Annotated in this window: 14 protein-coding genes; 10 read left to right on the plus strand and 4 right to left on the minus strand. The window is 72.0% G+C overall.

The features are described from left to right. Positions 1 to 31: 31 nt before the first annotated feature. From KV394_RS09800 to ligD, 6 genes are all read left to right on the plus strand, one after another. Complete coding sequence (locus KV394_RS09800) at positions 32 to 1,048, plus strand: ABC transporter ATP-binding protein (RefSeq protein WP_247981340.1); 1,017 nt, start codon at positions 32 to 34, stop codon at positions 1,046 to 1,048. Beyond that, positions 1,045 to 2,064 (plus strand): ABC transporter permease, encoded by a 1,020-nt coding sequence (locus KV394_RS09805; RefSeq protein WP_136033543.1) that lies wholly within the window; start codon positions 1,045 to 1,047, stop codon positions 2,062 to 2,064. Before KV394_RS09800 ends, KV394_RS09805 begins: the two co-directional genes overlap by 4 nt. A 144-nt stretch (positions 2,065 to 2,208) precedes the next feature. Continuing rightward, positions 2,209 to 5,322: a lamin tail domain-containing protein gene (locus tag KV394_RS09810; protein ID WP_247981341.1), complete on the plus strand. Its 3,114-nt coding sequence runs from the start codon at positions 2,209 to 2,211 to the stop codon at positions 5,320 to 5,322. Between the two features lie 101 nt (positions 5,323 to 5,423). Next, positions 5,424 to 7,892, plus strand: a complete 2,469-nt coding sequence (locus KV394_RS09815; protein ID WP_247981342.1) for an ATP-dependent helicase — start codon at positions 5,424 to 5,426, stop codon at positions 7,890 to 7,892. A gap of 45 nt (positions 7,893 to 7,937) precedes the next feature. Continuing rightward, complete coding sequence (locus tag KV394_RS09820) at positions 7,938 to 9,206, plus strand: SseB family protein (protein ID WP_247981343.1); 1,269 nt, start codon at positions 7,938 to 7,940, stop codon at positions 9,204 to 9,206. A gap of 64 nt (positions 9,207 to 9,270) precedes the next feature. Next, complete coding sequence (gene ligD, locus KV394_RS09825; protein WP_136036211.1) at positions 9,271 to 10,341, plus strand: non-homologous end-joining DNA ligase; 1,071 nt, start codon at positions 9,271 to 9,273, stop codon at positions 10,339 to 10,341. A 6-nt stretch (positions 10,342 to 10,347) separates the two neighbouring features. On the opposite strand, the gene KV394_RS09830 is transcribed toward ligD, so the two are convergent. Continuing rightward, the gene (locus KV394_RS09830) at positions 10,348 to 11,391 is read right to left on the minus strand and encodes an ATP-dependent DNA ligase (RefSeq protein ID WP_136031190.1); all 1,044 of its coding nucleotides are present in this window, start codon (positions 11,389 to 11,391) and stop codon (positions 10,348 to 10,350) included. Between the two features lie 46 nt (positions 11,392 to 11,437). Beyond that, positions 11,438 to 12,892, minus strand: coding sequence for a phytoene desaturase family protein (locus KV394_RS09835; RefSeq protein WP_247981344.1), 1,455 nt, complete (start codon positions 12,890 to 12,892; stop codon positions 11,438 to 11,440). Between the two features lie 64 nt (positions 12,893 to 12,956). Here KV394_RS09835 and KV394_RS09840 point away from each other — a divergent pair, with 64 nt between their 5' ends. Further along, positions 12,957 to 13,442 (plus strand): hypothetical protein, encoded by a 486-nt coding sequence (locus tag KV394_RS09840; RefSeq protein ID WP_136031186.1) that lies wholly within the window; start codon positions 12,957 to 12,959, stop codon positions 13,440 to 13,442. After that, the gene (locus KV394_RS09845) at positions 13,442 to 13,993 is read left to right on the plus strand and encodes a GNAT family N-acetyltransferase (RefSeq protein WP_247981345.1); all 552 of its coding nucleotides are present in this window, start codon (positions 13,442 to 13,444) and stop codon (positions 13,991 to 13,993) included. The genes KV394_RS09840 and KV394_RS09845 overlap by 1 nt, the downstream gene beginning before the upstream one ends. Here the strand turns inward: KV394_RS09845 and KV394_RS09850 are convergent. Next, a complete protein-coding gene (locus tag KV394_RS09850) occupies positions 13,990 to 15,225 on the minus strand; it encodes an acyl-CoA dehydrogenase family protein (RefSeq protein ID WP_136031185.1) in 1,236 nt (411 codons plus the stop codon). The genes KV394_RS09845 and KV394_RS09850 overlap by 4 nt on opposite strands. A gap of 73 nt (positions 15,226 to 15,298) precedes the next feature. Further along, the gene (locus tag KV394_RS09855) at positions 15,299 to 15,961 is read right to left on the minus strand and encodes a TetR/AcrR family transcriptional regulator (RefSeq protein WP_136031183.1); all 663 of its coding nucleotides are present in this window, start codon (positions 15,959 to 15,961) and stop codon (positions 15,299 to 15,301) included. 157 nt (positions 15,962 to 16,118) lie between these two features. Here KV394_RS09855 and sucC point away from each other — a divergent pair, with 157 nt between their 5' ends. Together sucC and sucD are read left to right on the plus strand one after the other, a co-directional pair. Beyond that, positions 16,119 to 17,285, plus strand: coding sequence for an ADP-forming succinate--CoA ligase subunit beta (sucC, locus tag KV394_RS09860; RefSeq protein WP_136031181.1), 1,167 nt, complete (start codon positions 16,119 to 16,121; stop codon positions 17,283 to 17,285). A gap of 18 nt (positions 17,286 to 17,303) precedes the next feature. After that, positions 17,304 to 18,206: a succinate--CoA ligase subunit alpha gene (sucD, locus tag KV394_RS09865; protein WP_136036215.1), complete on the plus strand. Its 903-nt coding sequence runs from the start codon at positions 17,304 to 17,306 to the stop codon at positions 18,204 to 18,206. Positions 18,207 to 18,369: the final 163 nt, after the last annotated feature.

Here is an 18,369-nt window from a genome sequence, read left to right on the forward strand (position 1 = left end):
TGGGCGCGCGAACCGATGCCAGACTGACCGCATGATCGGAATATTGGTGCAGGACGTCAGCAGGGCCTTCGGGACGGTGCAGGCCGTACGCTCGGCCACCCTCCGCGCGGAACCGGGCAAGGTGACCGGACTGGTCGGGCCCAACGGTGCGGGCAAGACCACGCTGCTGCTCATGCTCGCGTCGCTCCTGGCACCCGACACCGGCACGATCCGCATCGGCGGCGTCGACCCGGCCGAAGATCCGCTCGCGGCCCGGCGACTGCTCGGCTGGATGCCCGACGCCCTCGGCGCCTGGCCCTCGCTCACCGCCCGCGAGACCATCGTCACGACCGCCCGGCTCTACGGCATCACCGCCGCGGATGCCGCCGTCCGCGCCCAGCAGCTGCTCGCCCTCGTCGGCCTGGGCGAGCTCGCCGACTCGCCGGCCAAGGTGCTGTCGCGCGGACAGAAGCAGAAGCTCGGCCTCGCCCGCGCCCTCGTGCACGACCCCCAGGTGCTGCTCCTCGACGAGCCGGCCTCCGGGCTCGACCCCGAAGCGCGCGTGCAGCTGCGGGTGCTGCTGCGCCGGTTCGCGGCCGAGGGTCGCACGATCCTCATCTCCAGCCACATCCTGTCGGAGCTCGAGGAGGTCGTCGACGACGCCGTGTTCCTCGTCGCCGGATCGGTGGTCGACGCCGCCCCCGCGCAGAGCAGCGTGCGCGCGTGGCGCATCCGCCTGGCGGGCGTCACCCCGGAGCGTCTGAGCGCCGACACCCGGCAGGTCGCATCGCAGCTCGGCCTCGCGCCCGAGTCGCTCGCCGTCGACCGCGGCGCCGTGCTCGTGGGGTTCGCCGGGGAGGACGCGGCCGCCCAGTCGCTGCGGCGGCTCGTGGAGGCGGGACTACCCGTGGCGGAGTTCGCGCCGGCGCAGAGCGACCTCGAGCACACGTTCCTGCACCTGCAGCACCCCGCGCCCGCACAGCCGGCGACCGCGCCGACCCCGCCACCGCCCGCCCCGCCCGCGGCCACATCGCCCGCGACCACCGAAGGAACGGAGGCCGGCGCATGAGTCTCGCGAACATCGGCATCATCGCCCGGCTCGAGCTCACGCAGCGGCTGCGGAGCGTCGGCTGGTACGTGCTCCTCGGCGTCTTCGCCCTCGTGCTGCTGGGCATCACCGGGCTCGCGTTCGCCGTGTACTCCTGGGGCGACGCGGTCGGCGCCGGGGTGTACTCCATCGTCGTCAACATCGTGCTGCTGCTCGTGGTGCTCGTCTCGCCGACGCTCAGCGGCAACGCGATCAACGGCGACCGCGATGCCGCCACCCTCGGCGCCATCCAGGTCACGGCCGCGTCGACCGGCGACATCATGCTGGGCAAGCTCCTCGCCGCCATCGCGACCGGTGGGGCGTTCCTGCTCGTCGCCGTGCCGTTCCTGGCGCTGTCGTTGCTCGGTGGCGGCGCCGATCCGCTCGTGCTCCTGGTGTCACTGCTCGTGCTCGCGGCCGAGATCGTGGTGGTCGCCGCGATCGGGGTCGGGCTCAGCGGGCTCATCGCGCGCCCGCTGTTCTCCGTCGCCGCCACCTACCTCGTCGTCTCGGGGCTCGTGGTCGGCACGCTGATCGTCTTCGCGCTGGGCGGCATGGCCATCCGCAGCGAGGCCACCAGCTACAGCCGTCCGTACGACGCGAACGGCAACGTCGAGTGCGACCGGTGGGAGGTGTCGACGACCTACGAGGCGCCGCGCTTCGACCTGGTGTGGTGGGCGCTCGCCGCGAACCCGTTCGTGGTGCTCGCGGACGCCACGCCCACCGAGTTCTCCTCGGACGGGTACCCCGTCGACCTGTTCGGCCAGATCAAGTACGGCCTGCGCAGCGCCCAGCAGTCGCCGCTGGAGCAGCGGTGGGACGAGTGCGACACGGACGGGAACTACCGCACGCCGCAGGAGGTCATCGAGTCGTCGGTGCCCAGCTGGTTCGTGGGGCTCGGGGTGCAGGTCGTGATCGCCGGATCGCTGTTCGCCGGGGCCTGGGCGCGCACCCGCACGCCCGCGCGACGCCTGCCGCCCGGCACGCGGATCGCCTGACGGTACGGGATCGCCTGACGGTACGGGATCGCCACCCGCCGTTCACCGTCCGTGCACCGGGCGGACCGACGGCGTCCACCGGGGGTCGGTGGTCTGGGCTCATACCCGTCTGAGCCCGTCCGGGCGATCCCTCCAGGAGACTCCATGCCCCGCTTGCAGTCCGCAACGGCGGTCGCGGCGGTGTGCGCACTGAGCGCCGCCGCCCTGCTCGCCGCCCCCGCCGCGGTCGCCGCCACCGGCGTCCGTCCGACCGAAGAGACCGCGCCGGTCGCCGACCCGTCGGGGCTCGTGCTGAACGAGATCGTCTACGACGACGCGCCCACCGGGCTCGCCGACCAGGTCGAGCTGTACAACGCGGGCGACACCCCCGTGGACCTCGCGGGCTGGACCATCGCCGACGAGAAGCGCGACAGCGTCGGTCGAGCACCGGAGGGCACGGTGCTGGCGCCCGGCGAGTTCCTCGTGCTCGTGAAGGACGTGGACTTCCCGTTCGGGCTCGGCAAGGGCGACGAGGTCGTGCTCGTCGACCCCAGCGGCGTCGAGGTCGACTCCTACGCGTACGACAACACGGCCCCGCTGTCGGTATGGGCGCGCTGCCCCGACGGCACGGGGGCCTGGGCACCGGCGACCGCGGTGACCCCGGGAGCGCCCAACGACTGCAGCGTCGCGCCCGTCGACGGCTCGATCCGCATCAACGAGGTCGACTCGCAGCCCGCCGACTGGGTGGAGTTCCACAACCCGGGCACCGAGGCGCTCGACCTCTCCGGATACGAGATCCGCGACAACTCCGACGACCACCGCTGGACGTTCCTGCCGGGCACGCAGATCGCGGCGGGGCAGTTCCTCGTGGTGGAGGAGGGCACGATCGGCCTGGTCGACGGCGTTGAGACCGCGTTCCGCGACCCGATCGGCATCGGCAGTGCCGACCGCATCCGTCTCTTCGACGCGTCGGGAGCGATGATCGACGACACGCTGCCCTGGCAGGGTCATGCCGCGATCGACGGGGACGCCGCCGCGGCCACCCTGGCCCGCTGCCCCGACGGGGTCGGCGCGTTCGTGCTCGCCTACGCGACCCCGGGAGCGGCGAACTCCTGCGTCCTGCCGTCGGTCGCGATCAACGAGATCGAGTCGAACGGCGACGCCACCGACTGGGTCGAGGTCATCAACACCGGCAGCACGCCGGTCGACCTGTCGGGGTGGACCGTGATGGACAACGACCCGGTCGGGCACGCCGCCGAGACCACGCCGCTTGCCGCCGGCACCGTGCTGGCGCCCGGCGGCTACCTGGTGTTCGACCAGCCCGAGGACTTCGTCTTCGGGCTCGGCAACGGCGACACCGTGACGATCCGCGACGCGAACGGCACCGCGGTCGATCAGCACGTGTACCCCGCACACGCCGACGGTGTGTGGGCGCGCTGTGCCGACGGCACGGGCGAGTTCATCGATGCACCAGCCGCCACCAAGGGAGCGCGCAACGCCTGCGGCAACCCGGTGCGCATCAACGAGGTGGAGTCCGACGGCGGCTCTCCCGACGACTGGGTCGAGCTCGTGAACCCGACGGCGGCGGCCCTCGACGTGTCGGGCATCGTCGTGAAGGACGACGACGACGCGCACGCCTACGCGATCCCCGCCGGCACCTCGATCGCCGCGGGCGGCTACCTCGTGATCGAGCGCGCGCAGCTCGGGTTCGGCCTCGGCGGCGGCGACGCGGTGCGGGTGTTCGACGGCGATCTGCTCGTCGACGAGACCAGCTGGGGTGAGGGGCACGCGGCCGTCACCTGGGGCCGCTGCCCCGATCTGACGGGTGCCTTCGCGGTGACCGCTGAGCCGACCAAGGGTGCAGCGAACGTGTGCGCCGGCGAGGTGCCGGTGGGCGTGTGGCCCGGCTCCGCGGAGGTGCGCGTGGTCGACGAGACCCCGACGTTCCTGGAGGACAGCTCCGGCCTCGACGTGCAGGAGACGGCCGACGGTGCGGTGCTGTGGGCCGTGGACAACGGCGAGGGGCGCATCTGGAAGCTCGACGCGCACGCCGACGGCTCGGTCGAGAAGGCCGACGGCTGGGACGAGGGCAAGCGCGTCCGCTTCCAGAAGGATGCGCAGGACCCCGGCGCCGCCGGCCCCGACACCGAGGGCATCACGGTCGACGGCGACGGCTTCGTCTACGTCGCCTCCGAGCGCGACAACAGCGCGAAGGGCGTGAACCGGAACGTCGTGCTGAAGGTCGACCCCGAGGCGAACGCCGGAGACCTGGTCGCCCTGCAGGAGTGGGATCTGACGGCACTGCTTCCCGCGGTCGGCGCGAACCTCGGCGTGGAGGCCGTGCAGTGGGTGCCGGACGCGGCGCTCGCCGGGAAGCTCTTCGACGACACCACGGGCGCCGCCTACGACCCCGCCGACCACGCCGGTCACGGCAGCGGCCTGTTCCTGGTCGCGGTGGAGGACAACGGGCACGTCTACGCTTTCGCGCTCGCCGCGGACGGCACCGCGACCCTGGTGTCGGAGCTCGCGCCGGGTCTCGCCGGCGTCATGGCCCTCGACTGGGACACGGTGCGGAACACGCTGTGGGCGGTCTGCGACGACGGCTGCCAGGGTCGTTCGGCCGAGATCACCCTCAACGGCACCGCACAGCCGGGCATCGCCCACTATGCGCGACCAGCGGGCATGCCCGACATCAACAACGAGGGCTTCGCGACCGCGCCGGCCTCGCTGTCTGTCGACGGACAGCGCCCGGTGTGGTGGTTCGCCGACGGCTTCGCCGCGCAGGCGCTGCACACGGGCACGCTGCCAGGCGGCGTGGACGGCGAGAACCCGGGCGGCGAGAACCCGGGCACCGGCACTCCGCCGCTGCCGGGGACCGACCTCGTCGACGGCAACCGTCACGGCGTGACGGTCGACCCGGCGGTCGCGAGCCGGGGTCAGCGGGTCACGGTCACGGTCGGCTCCGCCGCCGCCGGCACCGCCGCCGAGGTGTGGCTGTACTCCGACCCGGTGCGCCTCGCCACGGGGACCCTCTCGGCGACGGGTGCCCTCACGGTCACGGTCCCGGCGGACGCGGCCCTCGGCGCCCACCGCATCGCGGTCTACGCGGCGGACGGAGCCCTGCTGGGCTGGGCTGACCTGCGCATCGCGGAGGGCACGGGCGCCGCGGACGGCCTCGCTGCCACGGGCGCAGAGCTTCCGGTCGCGGCGGCGGTGCTGGCGCTCGTGCTGCTCACGTCCGGTGCGGTGGCGGTCGGACGCCGCCGTCGCGCGCACTGATCGGGCGGAGGGGCGCGCGGGCGAGGCTCGCGCGCCCCTCTCGGCGTACGTACGACTCCCGCGACCGCGATGTCGGTGCCGCCGCCTAGACTCGTAAGGTCATGACCGAAGCCCCTCTCATCGTCCCCGGATCCGTCGGCCCCCAGTCCTCCGGCGCCCCCGCACAGGACGACCTCCTCGCCGGCCTGAACCCGCAGCAGCTCGAGGCCGTCACCTACCGCGGCCCCGCACTCCTGATCGTCGCGGGGGCGGGGTCGGGCAAGACCAGCGTGCTCACGCGCCGCATCGCCTCGCTGCTCCGCAACCGCGAGGCGTGGCCGAGCCAGATCCTCGCCATCACCTTCACGAACAAGGCCGCCGGCGAGATGCGCGAGCGTGTCGAGGGCATCATCGGCGACGCCGCGCGGGGCATGTGGATCTCTACCTTCCACTCGGCCTGCGTGCGCATCCTCCGCCGCGAGGCGCAGCAGTTCGGCTTCACGAAGAACTTCACGATCTACGACTCCGGCGACTCGCGCGCGCTCATCAAGCGCCTGGTGAAGGAGCACGAGGCCGACGCGTACGGCCTCACCCCCGCCTCGGTGCAGGGGCGCATCTCCAAGCTCAAGAACGAGCTGTCCGACGCCGAGTCCTACGCGCGCCAGGCGAACATGACCGATCCGGCGGAGCGCGTGTTCGTCGAGGTGTTCGCCGACTACCAGCGGCAGCTGCAGCGCGCGAACGCGTTCGACTTCGACGACCTGATCGGGCAGACCGTGTACCTGTTCCGGGCGTTCCCGCAGGTCGCGGACACGTATCGGCGGCGGTTCCGGCACATCCTGGTCGACGAGTACCAGGACACCAACCACGCCCAGTACGCGCTCATCCACGAGCTCACGCGTCCGGTGTCGGGTGTCGGATCGGCGCCCGATCCGTATGCCTCGAACGGCATGATGATCTTCGAGCCCGACCCCGAGCCCTCCGCGGGCGCGGGCGAACCGGGAGCCTCGCTCACGGTGGTCGGCGACTCCGACCAGTCGATCTACGCGTTCCGCGGTGCCGACATCCGCAACATCAGCGAGTTCGAGCGCGACTTCCCCGGCGCGAAGGTCGTGCTGCTGGAGCAGAACTACCGCTCCACGCAGAACATCCTCTCCGCGGCGAACGCCGTGATCGGCAACAACTTCGACCGCAAGGACAAGAAGCTCTGGAGCGACCGGGGCGACGGCGACAAGATCATCGGGTTCACCGGCTACTCGCAGCACGACGAGGCGCAGTTCGTCGCCGACGAGGTCGAGGCGCTGCACCGCGCCGGCATGCCGTACTCCGAGATGGCCGTGTTCTATCGCACGAACTCGCAGTCGCGCGCGCTGGAGGAGATCTTCATCCGCTCGGCCGTGCCCTACAAGATCATGGGCGGCACCAAGTTCTACGAGCGCGCCGAGATCAAGGACGCGCTGGCCTACCTGGTCGCCGTCGCGAACCCGGCCGATGAGATGGCGGTGCGCCGCATCCTCAACAAGCCGCGGCGCGGCATCGGCGATGTGACCGAGACCGCGATCGCCCGGTTCGCCGACGAGCACGGCATCACGTTCCGGGAGGCGCTGTCGATGCCCGGTCAGCTCGGTGTCGGCCCCAAGATCCAGGCCGCGATCGCGCAGCTCGACGCCGTGCTCGCGGAGGCGACCGCGATCATGCTGCCCGCCACGGGCGAGGTGCCGCCGCCCACGTCGGTCGCCGACGGTCTGAGCCTGCTGCTGTCCAAGAGCGGCTACCTCGACGCGCTGCGCGCCAGCCGCGACCCGCAGGACGAGGCGCGCGTGGAGAACCTCGACGAGTTCGTCGCCGTGACCCGCGACTTCGCGCGCAACAACCCCGAGGGCACGATCACCGACTTCCTCACCGAGGTCGCCCTGGTGTCCGACGCCGACGACCTCGACGACGAGTCGGGGTCGGTGTCGCTCATGACGATGCACACCGCCAAGGGCCTGGAGTACGACGCGGTGTTCGTGACGGGTGTGGAGGAAGACCTCATCCCGCACCGCATCTCGGCGGGGGAGCCCGGGGGGCCGCAGGAGGAGCGTCGACTGTTCTACGTCGGCATCACCCGCGCCCGCAAGCGCCTGCACCTGTCGCTCGCGATGACGCGGGCTCAGTTCGGCGAGGTGTCGGTGGCGATGCCGAGCCGGTTCCTGCAGGAGATCCCCGCGGCGCTGATCGATTGGCGGCAGTCGCCCGGCGACGTGAACTCGCGCGGCGGCATGCAGTCGAGGGCCCTCAACGCGCGGCGCTCTGGTGGCTTCGGCGGTTCGGGCTCCGGCGACCGGTTCGGCGTCAAGCCGCTGCCGCGGGAGTCGCTCAAGCCCCTGTCGACCGCGATGGACAAGATCCCCAACCGGGTGACCGCCAAGATGCGCGACAACGGCGACCTGGAGCTCACGGCGGGCGACCGCATCCGGCACGTCGACTTCGGCGAGGGCCGCGTGGACGCGGTCACGGGCGAGGGGGCGAAGCGCATCGCCCACGTGCGGTTCGACACGGCGGGGCAGAAGAAGCTGCTCATCAAGGTCGCGCCGATCGAGAAGCTGTAGCGCCGCGCGCGGGGCCGGAACACGCAGACGGTTAGGCTGGCTCATATGGCCCTCTTCTCCCGCCGCAAGAAGTCCGGCGACGACGCTGTCGCTTCCCCCGAGGTCGAGTCCACCCCGGTCGAGTCTCCTGAGACGACCGCACCCGAGACGACCGCGCCCGAGACGACCGCACCCGAGACGACCGCACCCGAGGGAACCGCGCCCGAGGGAACCGCCTCCGCGACCGGAGCGCCGGTGACCGAGGGTACGGATCCTGCGCCCGAGGCCGCCGCGACGCCGACCGTGGGCATCTCCGTGCAGGCGTTCCGCGGCGTCGGCGCCGAGGCCGGCCCCGAGGTCGCGCCCCCCGCTGCCGAGCCGGACCCCAGCGCCCCCACGGTCACCTCTCCCGCCACCGCCACCGCCCCCGCTTCCGCACCCTCCGCGACCGCCCCCGCCGCGCGCCCGACCGGGCAGCCCGCGACGCCGCAGGAGCGGAAGCTGCCGCTGGCCCCGGCCCTCCCGCCGGAGCAGACGGAGAGCGTCCCCGGCATGAAGGACAACGTCCTGCTGCGCGAGGCCCTGGCCCAGATCGAGGCCGGCGCGTCGAACGAGCAACTGCTCGGGGTGCTGCGGCAGGCGCTGCAGAGTCACCTGTTCATCCGCGTGAACGGCGACGCCAGGGAGCAGATCAGCGAGGGCAAGCCGCTCGCGGTCGCGGTCGTGCGCGACGGCGACCGTCAGTTCATGCTCGCGTTCAGCTCGGCGGCCGCGGTGCGCGACTCCGTGCAGCTCGAGGGTGACCCCTCCGCGACGTCGGCGGTCGCGCAGCCGTCCACCTCGGTCATGCAGCACGTGGTCGCGGGGGAGTTCGCCGGACTCATCATCGACAACGCCTCGGCGCCGCACCGCGTGGTGTTCCCCACGGAGCTGCTGGAGAAGACGCTGGAGCAGGCCGACACCGAGATGACGGTCAAGTCCCTGATCGCCGGCCCGCGCGCGCAGGACACCCCCGCGAAGGTGGGGGAGGCCCTCGCGACGACGCGCATGTGGGTGGCCGTGAACGACGGATCCGGAACCGGTCAGGTCGGCATCGCCGAGGCCCAGACCGCCGACGGCCGCCGGTTCCTGCAGCTCTTCTCGCACCCGCTGGAGGTCATCGCCCTGGGGCGTGGCGACCGGCCGCTGCCGTTCGAGCCGGAGCAGCTGGCGAAGGTGCTCACGAGTCACGCCGAGATGGCGGGCGTGATCGTGGACTCCGCCGGTCCGTCGATCGTGGTGGAGCGCGACGCCCTCGCACCGGTCCTCGTCCGCGCCGTGCAGATCGACGACTGAGCCGAGCGTGTTCCCCCGGTCGCCGGGGGTTCCGCCCGTCGGGGGTGCGCCCTAGGGTCGGATCATGGCCTCCGAACGCGTGACCCTGACCGTCTCCGACCCCGACGGGGAGCGCGAGGTCTCCCTCTCCAGCCCGAACCGGGTGGTGTGGCCCGACCTCGGCATCACCAAGGCCGAGCTGGCGGAGTACGTGCAGCAGGTCGCGCAGCCGTTCCTGTCGGCCAACGGCCATCGCCCCGTGTCGCTCGAACGGTTCCGCGACGGCGTCGGCGCGAGCGGGGAGCCGAGGGCGGAGGGCTTCTTCTCGAAGAACCCGCCCAAGGGCACCCCCGACTTCGTCGATGCCGTGACCGTGACGTACAACAGCGGCCGCCGACACCCGCAGATCGTGCTCACCCGGCCCAGCGCGATCGTGTGGGCGGTGCAGATGAACACCATCGTGTTCCACCCGTGGGCGTCGCTGGCGGAGAACTCCGACAACCCGGTGGAGTTGCGCATCGACCTCGACCCCCAGCCCGGCACCGGCTTCGCCGAGGCCGTGCCCGCGGCCCACGCGCTGCGGGAGGTGCTGCGCGAGGCCGGTCTGGAGGCGTTCGCGAAGACGAGCGGCAACCGCGGCCTGCACGTGTTCGCGCCGATCGAGCCGACGCACGAGTTCCTCGACGTGCGGCACGCGGTGATCGCGGCAGGGCGCGAGCTGGAACGACGCATGCCCGACCGGGTCACGACGAACTGGTGGAAGGAGGAGCGCGGCGAGCGGCTGTTCGTGGACTTCAACCAGGCCAACCGTGACCGCACCATGGCCGGCGCCTACAGCCCCCGTGCGCTCCCGGGAGCGACCGTCTCGACGCCGGTGCACTGGGACGAGCTCGACGACGTCGATCCGCGCTCGTTCACGGTGCGCAGCATCCCGCAGCGACTCGACGACATCGGCGACCCGTGGGCCGACATGCAGGCGACGCCGGGACGCATCGACACCCTCCTGGAGTGGTGGGAGCGAGACCTGGCGGCGGGGCTGGGCGAGCTGCCGTTCCCGCCCGAGTTCCCCAAGATGCCCGGCGAGCCGCCGCGCGTGCAGCCCAGCAAGAAGAACGCCGCGAACTGGGACGAGAACGGCAACCCCGTCGAGGACTGACCCGGCTCAGCTGAGCACGTCGGCGAGGTCGTAACCCGCGACCGTGTCGAGCTGGTCGTACGTGCAGGAGCGCGCGTCCCGGTCGGGTCGCCACCGCTCGAACTGCACCGTGTGGCGGAAGCGCGCACCCTCCAGCTGGTCGTACCGCACCTCCAGCACGCGCTCGGGGCGGAGGCGCACGAACGACACGTCCTTCGACCCGCTGAACCGCGAACGCTCACCCTCGCCCGTCACGGCCGCTCCGGAGGCGTCGCGCTCCACGAGCGGCGCGAGCTCCTCCACCAGCTGCTGGCGCCGCGCGTCGCTCCAGGCCGCGACACCGCCGACCTGGCGCAGTGTCCCGTCGGCGTCGTACAGCCCGACCAGCAGCGAGCCCACCCCGGAGCCGGACTTGTGGATGCGGTAGCCGAGCGCGACCACGTCGGCGGTGCGGGCATGCTTGATCTTGAGCAGGGTGCGCTTGCCCGGCGCGTAGGGCTGGTCGAGCGGCTTCGCCACGACGCCGTCGAGCCCGGCACCCTCGAACTCCTCGAGCCAGCGGACGGCGGCGTCGCGGTCGCGCGTGGTGCGGGTGAGGTGCAGGGGATGCTCGACCGCCTCCATCACGCTCTCCAGCCGGGCGCGCCTCGTCTCGAAGCTCTGCGTCTGCAGGTCGTCCTCGCCGTACGCGAGCAGGTCGAAGGCCACGAACATGGCGGGGGTCTCCGCGGCGAGCTTCGCGACGCGCGAGGCGGCCGGGTGGATGCGCTGGCTGAGGGCTTCCCAGTCCAGCCGCTGCGCTCCCTGCGGCCCGGTCGCCACCACGATCTCCCCGTCGAGCAGACACGGGCCGGGGAGCAGCTCCGGGATCACGTCGACGAGCTCGGGGAAGTAGCGCGTGAGGGGCTTCGCGCCGCGGGAGCCGATCTCGACGGTCTCGCCGTCCCAGGCGATCAGCCCGCGGAAGCCGTCCCACTTCGGCTCGAAGAGCAGTCCGCCGGGATGCTTCACGGGGTCGGGCACCGTGGCGGTCGCCTTGGCGAGCATGGGGGCGGGGATCTCGTAGCGCATGCACCCATCCTGGACCGCGGGCGTCGCGGGGAGGAAGGGGTTGCGGTCAGCCGAACAGGTCGCCCAGCTCCGCCGGCGTGCCCGCGTCGCGCAGCACGGTGTGCGCCGCGTGCCAGCCGGCCATGCCGTTGACCGCGGGGCCGGGCGGGGTCGAGGCCGAGGCGAGGTACACCCCGGGCATCGGGGTGCGCCAGGGCGCGGGGGAGAGCACCGGACGCCGCAGCGCCTGCCGCATGTCGAACACGCCCCCGGAGATGTCGCCGCCGATCTCGGCCGGGTTGAGGGCCTCGCGGGAGGACGCCGGCACCGCGTGGTGGGCGAGGATGCGGTCGCGGAACCCCGGAGCGAACCGCTCGACCTGTGCCGTGATGAGCTCGGTGGGGTCGAGGTCGCTGCCGCCGGGGACGTGGATGTAGGCCCACAGCACGGCCTTGCCCTCCGGAGCCCGCGTCGGGTCGAACACCGAGGGCTGCACCGCGAGCACGTAGGGCCGGTCGCTCACGCGCCCGATCGCCACCGCGTTCTCGCTGTTCCACACCTCGTCGCGGTCTCCGGCCACGTGCACGGTCGGGGCGTTCCGCACGTGCGGGTTGGCCCACGGCACGGGGCCGTCCAGGGCGAAGTCGACCTTGGCGGCGGCCGCACCGTAGCGGTAGGCACGCACGGCCCTGGCATAGCGGGCGGGGATGTCGGGGTGCGTGAGGGCGAGCCGCGGCGAGGTGTTCAGCAGCAGCACGTCGCCGCTCGCGGGGTCGCCCCCGTCGAGGCTGGCGAGGTCGCCGACGTGCACCCCGGTCTCGACGGTGCCGCCGTGCGCCTCGAGATCGGCGATCAGGGCGTCCGCGATGGTCTGGGATCCCCCGCGCGGGTAGGGCCACCCTCCGGCGTGCGCGAGCGCGGCCAGCAGCAGCCCCGCCGCCGCGCCCGCGAGCGTCGGCTGCGGCGAGTTCGCGTGCGCCACGACCCCCGCCATCAGGGCGGCGGCCTCGTCGGTGCGGAAGGCGGCGCGGGCGAGGAGAGTGCCCTGATCCAGCATCCGCACCGCGTAGCGCGCCGCGGTGACGGGGTCGCGCGGGATGCGCAGGAGCTGGTTGCCGGTGAAGTCGGTCACGCCGTCGATGTGCGTGGTGAGCGGCCGCAGTCGTCGCAGCCAGGCGTCGCGGTCGGGCCCGAGGTCGGCCGCGGTGCGTTCCAGGTCGCGCCACGCGATGGCCGCTCGCCCGTCGTCGAGCGGGTGGGCGAAGGAGATGTCGGGCCGGATCCACGTGACGCGCTCGTCGAGGCCGAAGGCCCGGAAGAACGGCGAGGCGAGGGCGGCGGGGTGCACGGCGGAGCACACGTCGTGCCGGAACCCCGGGAGCGTGGTCCCCTCGGTCGTGCGCAGACCACCGCCCGCGGTCTCCGCCGCTTCGAGCACGCGTACCCGGTATCCGGCTCTGGCCAGCGCGACGCCCGCCGAGAGGCCGTTCGGTCCGGAGCCGATGATCGTCGCGAGGGGCATGGCGCCAGTCTCGCATGCGGCAGACGGTCGGCCGAGGGGGTTGCGCCGTGCGATCCTGGAAGGGATGAATGAAGTCCAGGGCCCGACCCCCGCCGGCACCTCCCGTCCGTACCGCTCGCTGCCGGAGGCGCTCCGCGCCCACCGCATCGATCCGGTGAACCACGCCTTCATCGGCGAGATCGTGGACCAGATCGGGGTGACCTCCCTGATCGACCGCGGTCGCTACATCGAGGCCATCCGCCGGGGCGACGGCGCGGCGCTGCACATCGGCCGCACCTACACCAACGGATTCACGGAGGACGAGGTGGTCACGGTGGGCTCGACCCGCCTGCGCCTGCAGCCGAGCGAGGGGCGCGCACCGTACTTCTACGTGACGCACCCGAGCGAGTTCGCGCCGCCGACCGCCGTGCGGGCCAAGCGCTCCTCCGCGCCGCGCACTCCCGCGGCCCCGCGCACGCCCGCGGCGCCCAAGCCCGTCGAGCGCGACTACGGCGTGTGCGACGTGTGCTTCATGGTGAAGACGCCCGCGGGCGGCTGCGGCTGCGACTGATGCCCGCCGCCTCCGCGTCGCGGCGCGGCGTCACCGTCCGTGAGGCGGAGTGGCCGGGTGACGGGGCCTTCGTCGGTGCCGCGGTGTCGACGTATCTCCGGCAGACCGAGCATGAGAAACACGACGTCCTGGGTGACCCCGCGGAGCCCGAGAGCGAACTCCCCGAGCGATACCTGCCGGAGGTGCGTGACCCCGCGAGCGCGTACGCCGGAGCACGGGTGCTCGTGGCGGAGCTCGACGGGGCTCCGGTCGGCGTGGTGATCGCTCTTCCGCATGCCGGGTACACCGAGATCAAGCGACTCTGGGCGGATCCGGCGGTCCGCGGCTGCGGCGTCGGCTCCGCGCTGCTCGACGCCGTCCTGGCGGCGGCCGAGGGTGCGGTGCGGCTGTCGGTCTGGGACTGGCGCGGCGCCGCGATCCGGCTCTACACGTCCCGCGGCTTCCGTCCCGTCGACCCCTGGGACGACCGCGACCGCCTCCTCTGCTTCGAGTCGCTCACTTCGCTGCATCCGGCCGCCGAACGCCGCACCGTGAGCGATTCGAAGGGCTAGGCGAACGCGCTCATCCCCGTGATGTCGCGGCCGAGCAGCAGCGCCTGCACCGACTCCGTGCCCTCGTAGGTGTGGATGGCCTCGATGTCGGCGAGGTGCTGCATCACGCCGTTCTCCAGCAGGATGCCGTTGCCGCCGAGCAGGTCGCGGGCGGTCGCGGCGATGCGGCGGGCGGCGCGGGTGTTGTGGAACTTCGCGAGCGAGGCCTGGGTCGGCCGCAGCTGCCCCGCCTGCTCCAGGTCGGCCATCCGGCGGCAGTACAGCTGCATCGCCGTGAGGTCCTCCAGCATGTGCGTCAGCCGCTCCTGCACCATCTGGAACTTGGCGAGCGGCTTGCCGAACTGCACGCGCTCCTTCGCGTAGGCCAGCGCGGCCTCGTAGCAGGCGGTCGCGTGGCCGAGGGCTGACCACGCGACACCCGAGCGCGTGGCGTACAGCACGGTCGACGCATCCTTGAAGCTCGTCGTCCCCGGGAGCACGGCGTCGAGGGGCACGCGCACGTCGTCGAGGCGGATGTGGGCCTGGTGGATCGCGCGCAGCGAGGCCTTGCCGCGGATCACGGTGCCGGTGTAGCCCGGGGTGTCTTGCTCGACGAGGAAGCAGCGCACGGCGCCGTGCTCCGCGGCCGACTCGTCGTCGACCCTGGCCCAGACGAACGTGATGCCGCCCGAGGCGCCGTTGCCGATCCACTTCTTGGTGCCGCGGAGCACCCAGGAGTCGCCGTCGCGGCGCGCGGTGGTCTCCAGGGAGACGGAGTCGGACCCGTGGTCGGGCTCGGTCAGTGCGAACGAGCCGAGCACGGAGCCGTCCGCCAGCGCGGTGAGCCACCGTTCCTGCTGGGCGGGGGAGCCGAACAGCGCGAGGGTGCGAAGGGCCAGGCCGCCCTGCACCGCGAGGATCGTGCCGAGGGAGCCGTCGCCGCGGGAGATCTCCATGTTGACCAGCCCGGCGGCGAGGGGGGAGAGGCGCGTGAGCGAGGGGTGGTCGATGCCGTCGACCACGAGGTCCAGCTCGCCCATGCGGCGGGCGGCGTCGAGGGGGTACTCGGCGCGGTCCCAGGCCTCGGCCATCTGCGGGGCGACCTCGTCGACGTACGCCTTGGCGCGGTCCCAGGCCTCGCGGTCGGCCGCGGGGATGTCGGTGAACACGGCGTAGTAGTCGCTGTCCTGCCGGCCGGTGACGTCGTACGACGAGACGCGCTCGCCGGGGAACGGGGAGGCTTCGATGCTCATGGGTGCTCCTTCGTGGACCTGAGTATCGTACTCCTCGATACTGGGTCCCACGAGCCCCGAGCTCGCCGCGGTATCAGTCGAGCCGGGAGCGCAGCCGCCGTGTGACCTCGGCGACGGGCATCGCCCGCGGGAACACCGCCACCACCACGTCGTCCGGGGCATCCGCGGCGGACCCGTCCGCGACGCCGTAGCGGCGCCGCACATCCGCGAGCGCCGACTGCAGGGTCGACAGCGGCACCTTCCTGCGGCCACGCAGCAGCTGTCGCAGCACGTGATTGTGCACCGCGGTGACGAGCGCCGCGAACCCGACCGCGTCGAGCGGATCGACGCCGGGGAGGGCGCCGCGCAGGTACTCGTCGAACAGTCGCTCGTAGCGGAACACCGTGATGATCTCCCGCTCGCGCAGCACCGGCACCTGGCGCACGATCTGGTAGCGGCGACGTGCCATCTCCGGGTCGCTGGAGAAGTGCGCGAACACCGATTCCGACGCCGCGCATACCGCCGCCCACGGGTCGTCGTGCCCCTCGGCGAGGAACTCCCTGAGCTGATCCAGCAGGACCTCGTGGTCGGCGAAGACCACATCCTCCTTGCCGCCGAACTGTCGGAAGAAGGTCGAGCGGGACACCCCCGCGGCCTTCGCGATCTGCTCGACGGAGGTCTGGTCGAAGCCCTGGGTCCGGAAGAGCTCGAGGGCGGCGGCGACGACGGCGTCGCGCGATTCGGGGAAGTCTCGCATGACGAAATCCTAGGTCCTCGTCGACCGGCCGCCGCGGTCATCGCCGCCCGCCCCGCGCTCCGGAGCGGTCAGGCCGAGGTAGTAGGCTGGGGGACTGGTCGATGTCTCGACATCGAGAGAATCACCAGACCAACAGCAGCCCAGTGAAGGAACCACAGTGGATCTGTACGAGTACCAGGCACGAGACGTTTTCGAGAAGTACGGAGTGCCGGTCCTCGCCGGCATCGTCGCCGACACCCCCGAGGAGGTGAAGGCGGCCGCCGAGAAGATCGGCGGTGTGGTGGTCGTCAAGGCCCAGGTCAAGACCGGTGGCCGCGGCAAGGCCGGCGGTGTCAAGGTCGCCAAGACCCCCGATGAGGCGTACGAGGCCGCGAAGGCGATCCTCGGCCTCGACATCAAGGGCCACGTCGTCAAGCGCGTCATGGTCGCGCAGGGCGCTCGCATCGCCGAGGAGTTCTACTTCTCCGTGCTGCTGGACCGCGCGAACCGCTCCTACCTGAGCCTCTGCTCGGTCGAGGGCGGCATGGAGATCGAGGAGCTCGCGGTCGAGCGCCCCGAGGCCCTCGCCCGCGTCGAGGTCAACCCGCTCACGGGCATCGACAAGGACAAGGCGGTCGAGATCGCCCGCGCCGCGAACTTCCCGGAGGACCTCGTCGAGAAGGTCGCCGACGTGTTCGTGAAGCTCTACGACGTCTACAAGGGCGAGGACGCGACACTGGTCGAGGTCAACCCGCTCGTCCGCACCGAGGAGGGCGACATCATCGCCCTCGACGGCAAGGTCACGCTCGACGACAACGCGTCGGAGATCCGCCACCCCGAGCACGAGGCGCTCGAGGACAAGGACGCCGCCGACCCGCTCGAGGCCAAGGCCAAGCAGAGCGGCCTGAACTACGTCAAGCTCGACGGCGAGGTCGGCATCATCGGCAACGGCGCGGGTCTGGTCATGTCCACGCTCGACGTCGTGGCCTACGCGGGTGAGAACCACAACGGCGTCAAGCCGGCCAACTTCCTCGACATCGGCGGCGGCGCCTCGGCCGAGGTCATGGCGGCGGGCCTCGACGTCATCCTCGGCGACCCGCAGGTCAAGAGCGTGTTCGTCAACGTGTTCGGTGGCATCACGGCGTGCGACGCCGTGGCCAACGGCATCAAGGGGGCACTGGAGACCCTCGGCGACACGGCCTCGAAGCCGCTCGTCGTCCGTCTCGACGGCAACCGCGTCGAGGAGGGCCGCGCGATCCTCGCGGAGTACGCGCACCCGCTCGTGACCCTGGCCGCAACCATGGACGAGGGCGCCGACAAGGCCGCCGAGCTCGCCAACGCCTGAGACTGAAGGACGAGAGAAATGTCGATCTACCTCAACAAGGACTCCAAGGTCATCGTCCAGGGCATCACCGGCGGCGAGGGCACCAAGCACACCGCGCTCATGCTCAAGGCCGGCACCCAGGTCGTCGGTGGCGTGAACGCGCGCAAGGCCGGCACCACGGTCTCGCACACGGACAAGGACGGCAACGCCGTCGAGCTCCCCGTCTTCGGCTCGGTCGCCGAGGCCATGAAGGAGACCGGCGCCGACGTGTCGATCGCCTTCGTCCCCGGCGCCTTCACGAAGGACGCGATGATCGAGGCCATCGACGCCGAGATCCCGCTGCTCGTCGTCATCACCGAGGGCGTTCCCGTGGGCGACTCGGCCGAGGCCTGGGCCTACGCGCAGAGCAAGGGCAACAAGACCCGCATCATCGGCCCGAACTGCCCCGGCATCATCACCCCCGGTGAGGCGCTCGTCGGCATCACGCCCGCGAACATCACCGGCAAGGGCCCGATCGGCCTCGTGTCGAAGTCGGGCACCCTGACCTACCAGATGATGTTCGAACTGCGCGACCTGGGCTTCTCCACCGCCATCGGCATCGGCGGCGACCCGGTCATCGGCACCACGCACATCGACGCGCTGGCCGCGTTCGAGGCCGACCCCGAGACCAAGGCGATCGTGATGATCGGCGAGATCGGCGGCGACGCCGAGGAGCGCGCGGCGGAGTACATCAAGGCGAACGTCACGAAGCCGGTCGTCGGCTACGTCGCGGGCTTCACGGCTCCCGAGGGCAAGACCATGGGTCACGCCGGTGCGATCGTCTCCGGCTCTGCCGGTACCGCGCAGGCGAAGAAGGAGGCCCTCGAGGCCGCGGGCGTGAAGGTCGGCAAGACGCCGTCCGAGACCGCCGCGCTGATGCGCGAGATCATCGAGGCGCTGTAAGGCGTACACTGGTAGCGAAGGCCCCGGGCTCCACCCCGGGGCCTTCGTCGTGTCCGGGGCATCGTCGTGTCCGGGGCATCGTCGTGTCCGGGGCATCGTCGTGTCCGGGGCATCGTCGTGTCCGGGGCATCGTCGTGTCCGGGGCATCGTCGTGTCCGGGGCA

This window comes from Microbacterium sufflavum (assembly GCF_023101165.1).
Taxonomy (GTDB): domain Bacteria; phylum Actinomycetota; class Actinomycetes; order Actinomycetales; family Microbacteriaceae; genus Microbacterium; species Microbacterium sufflavum.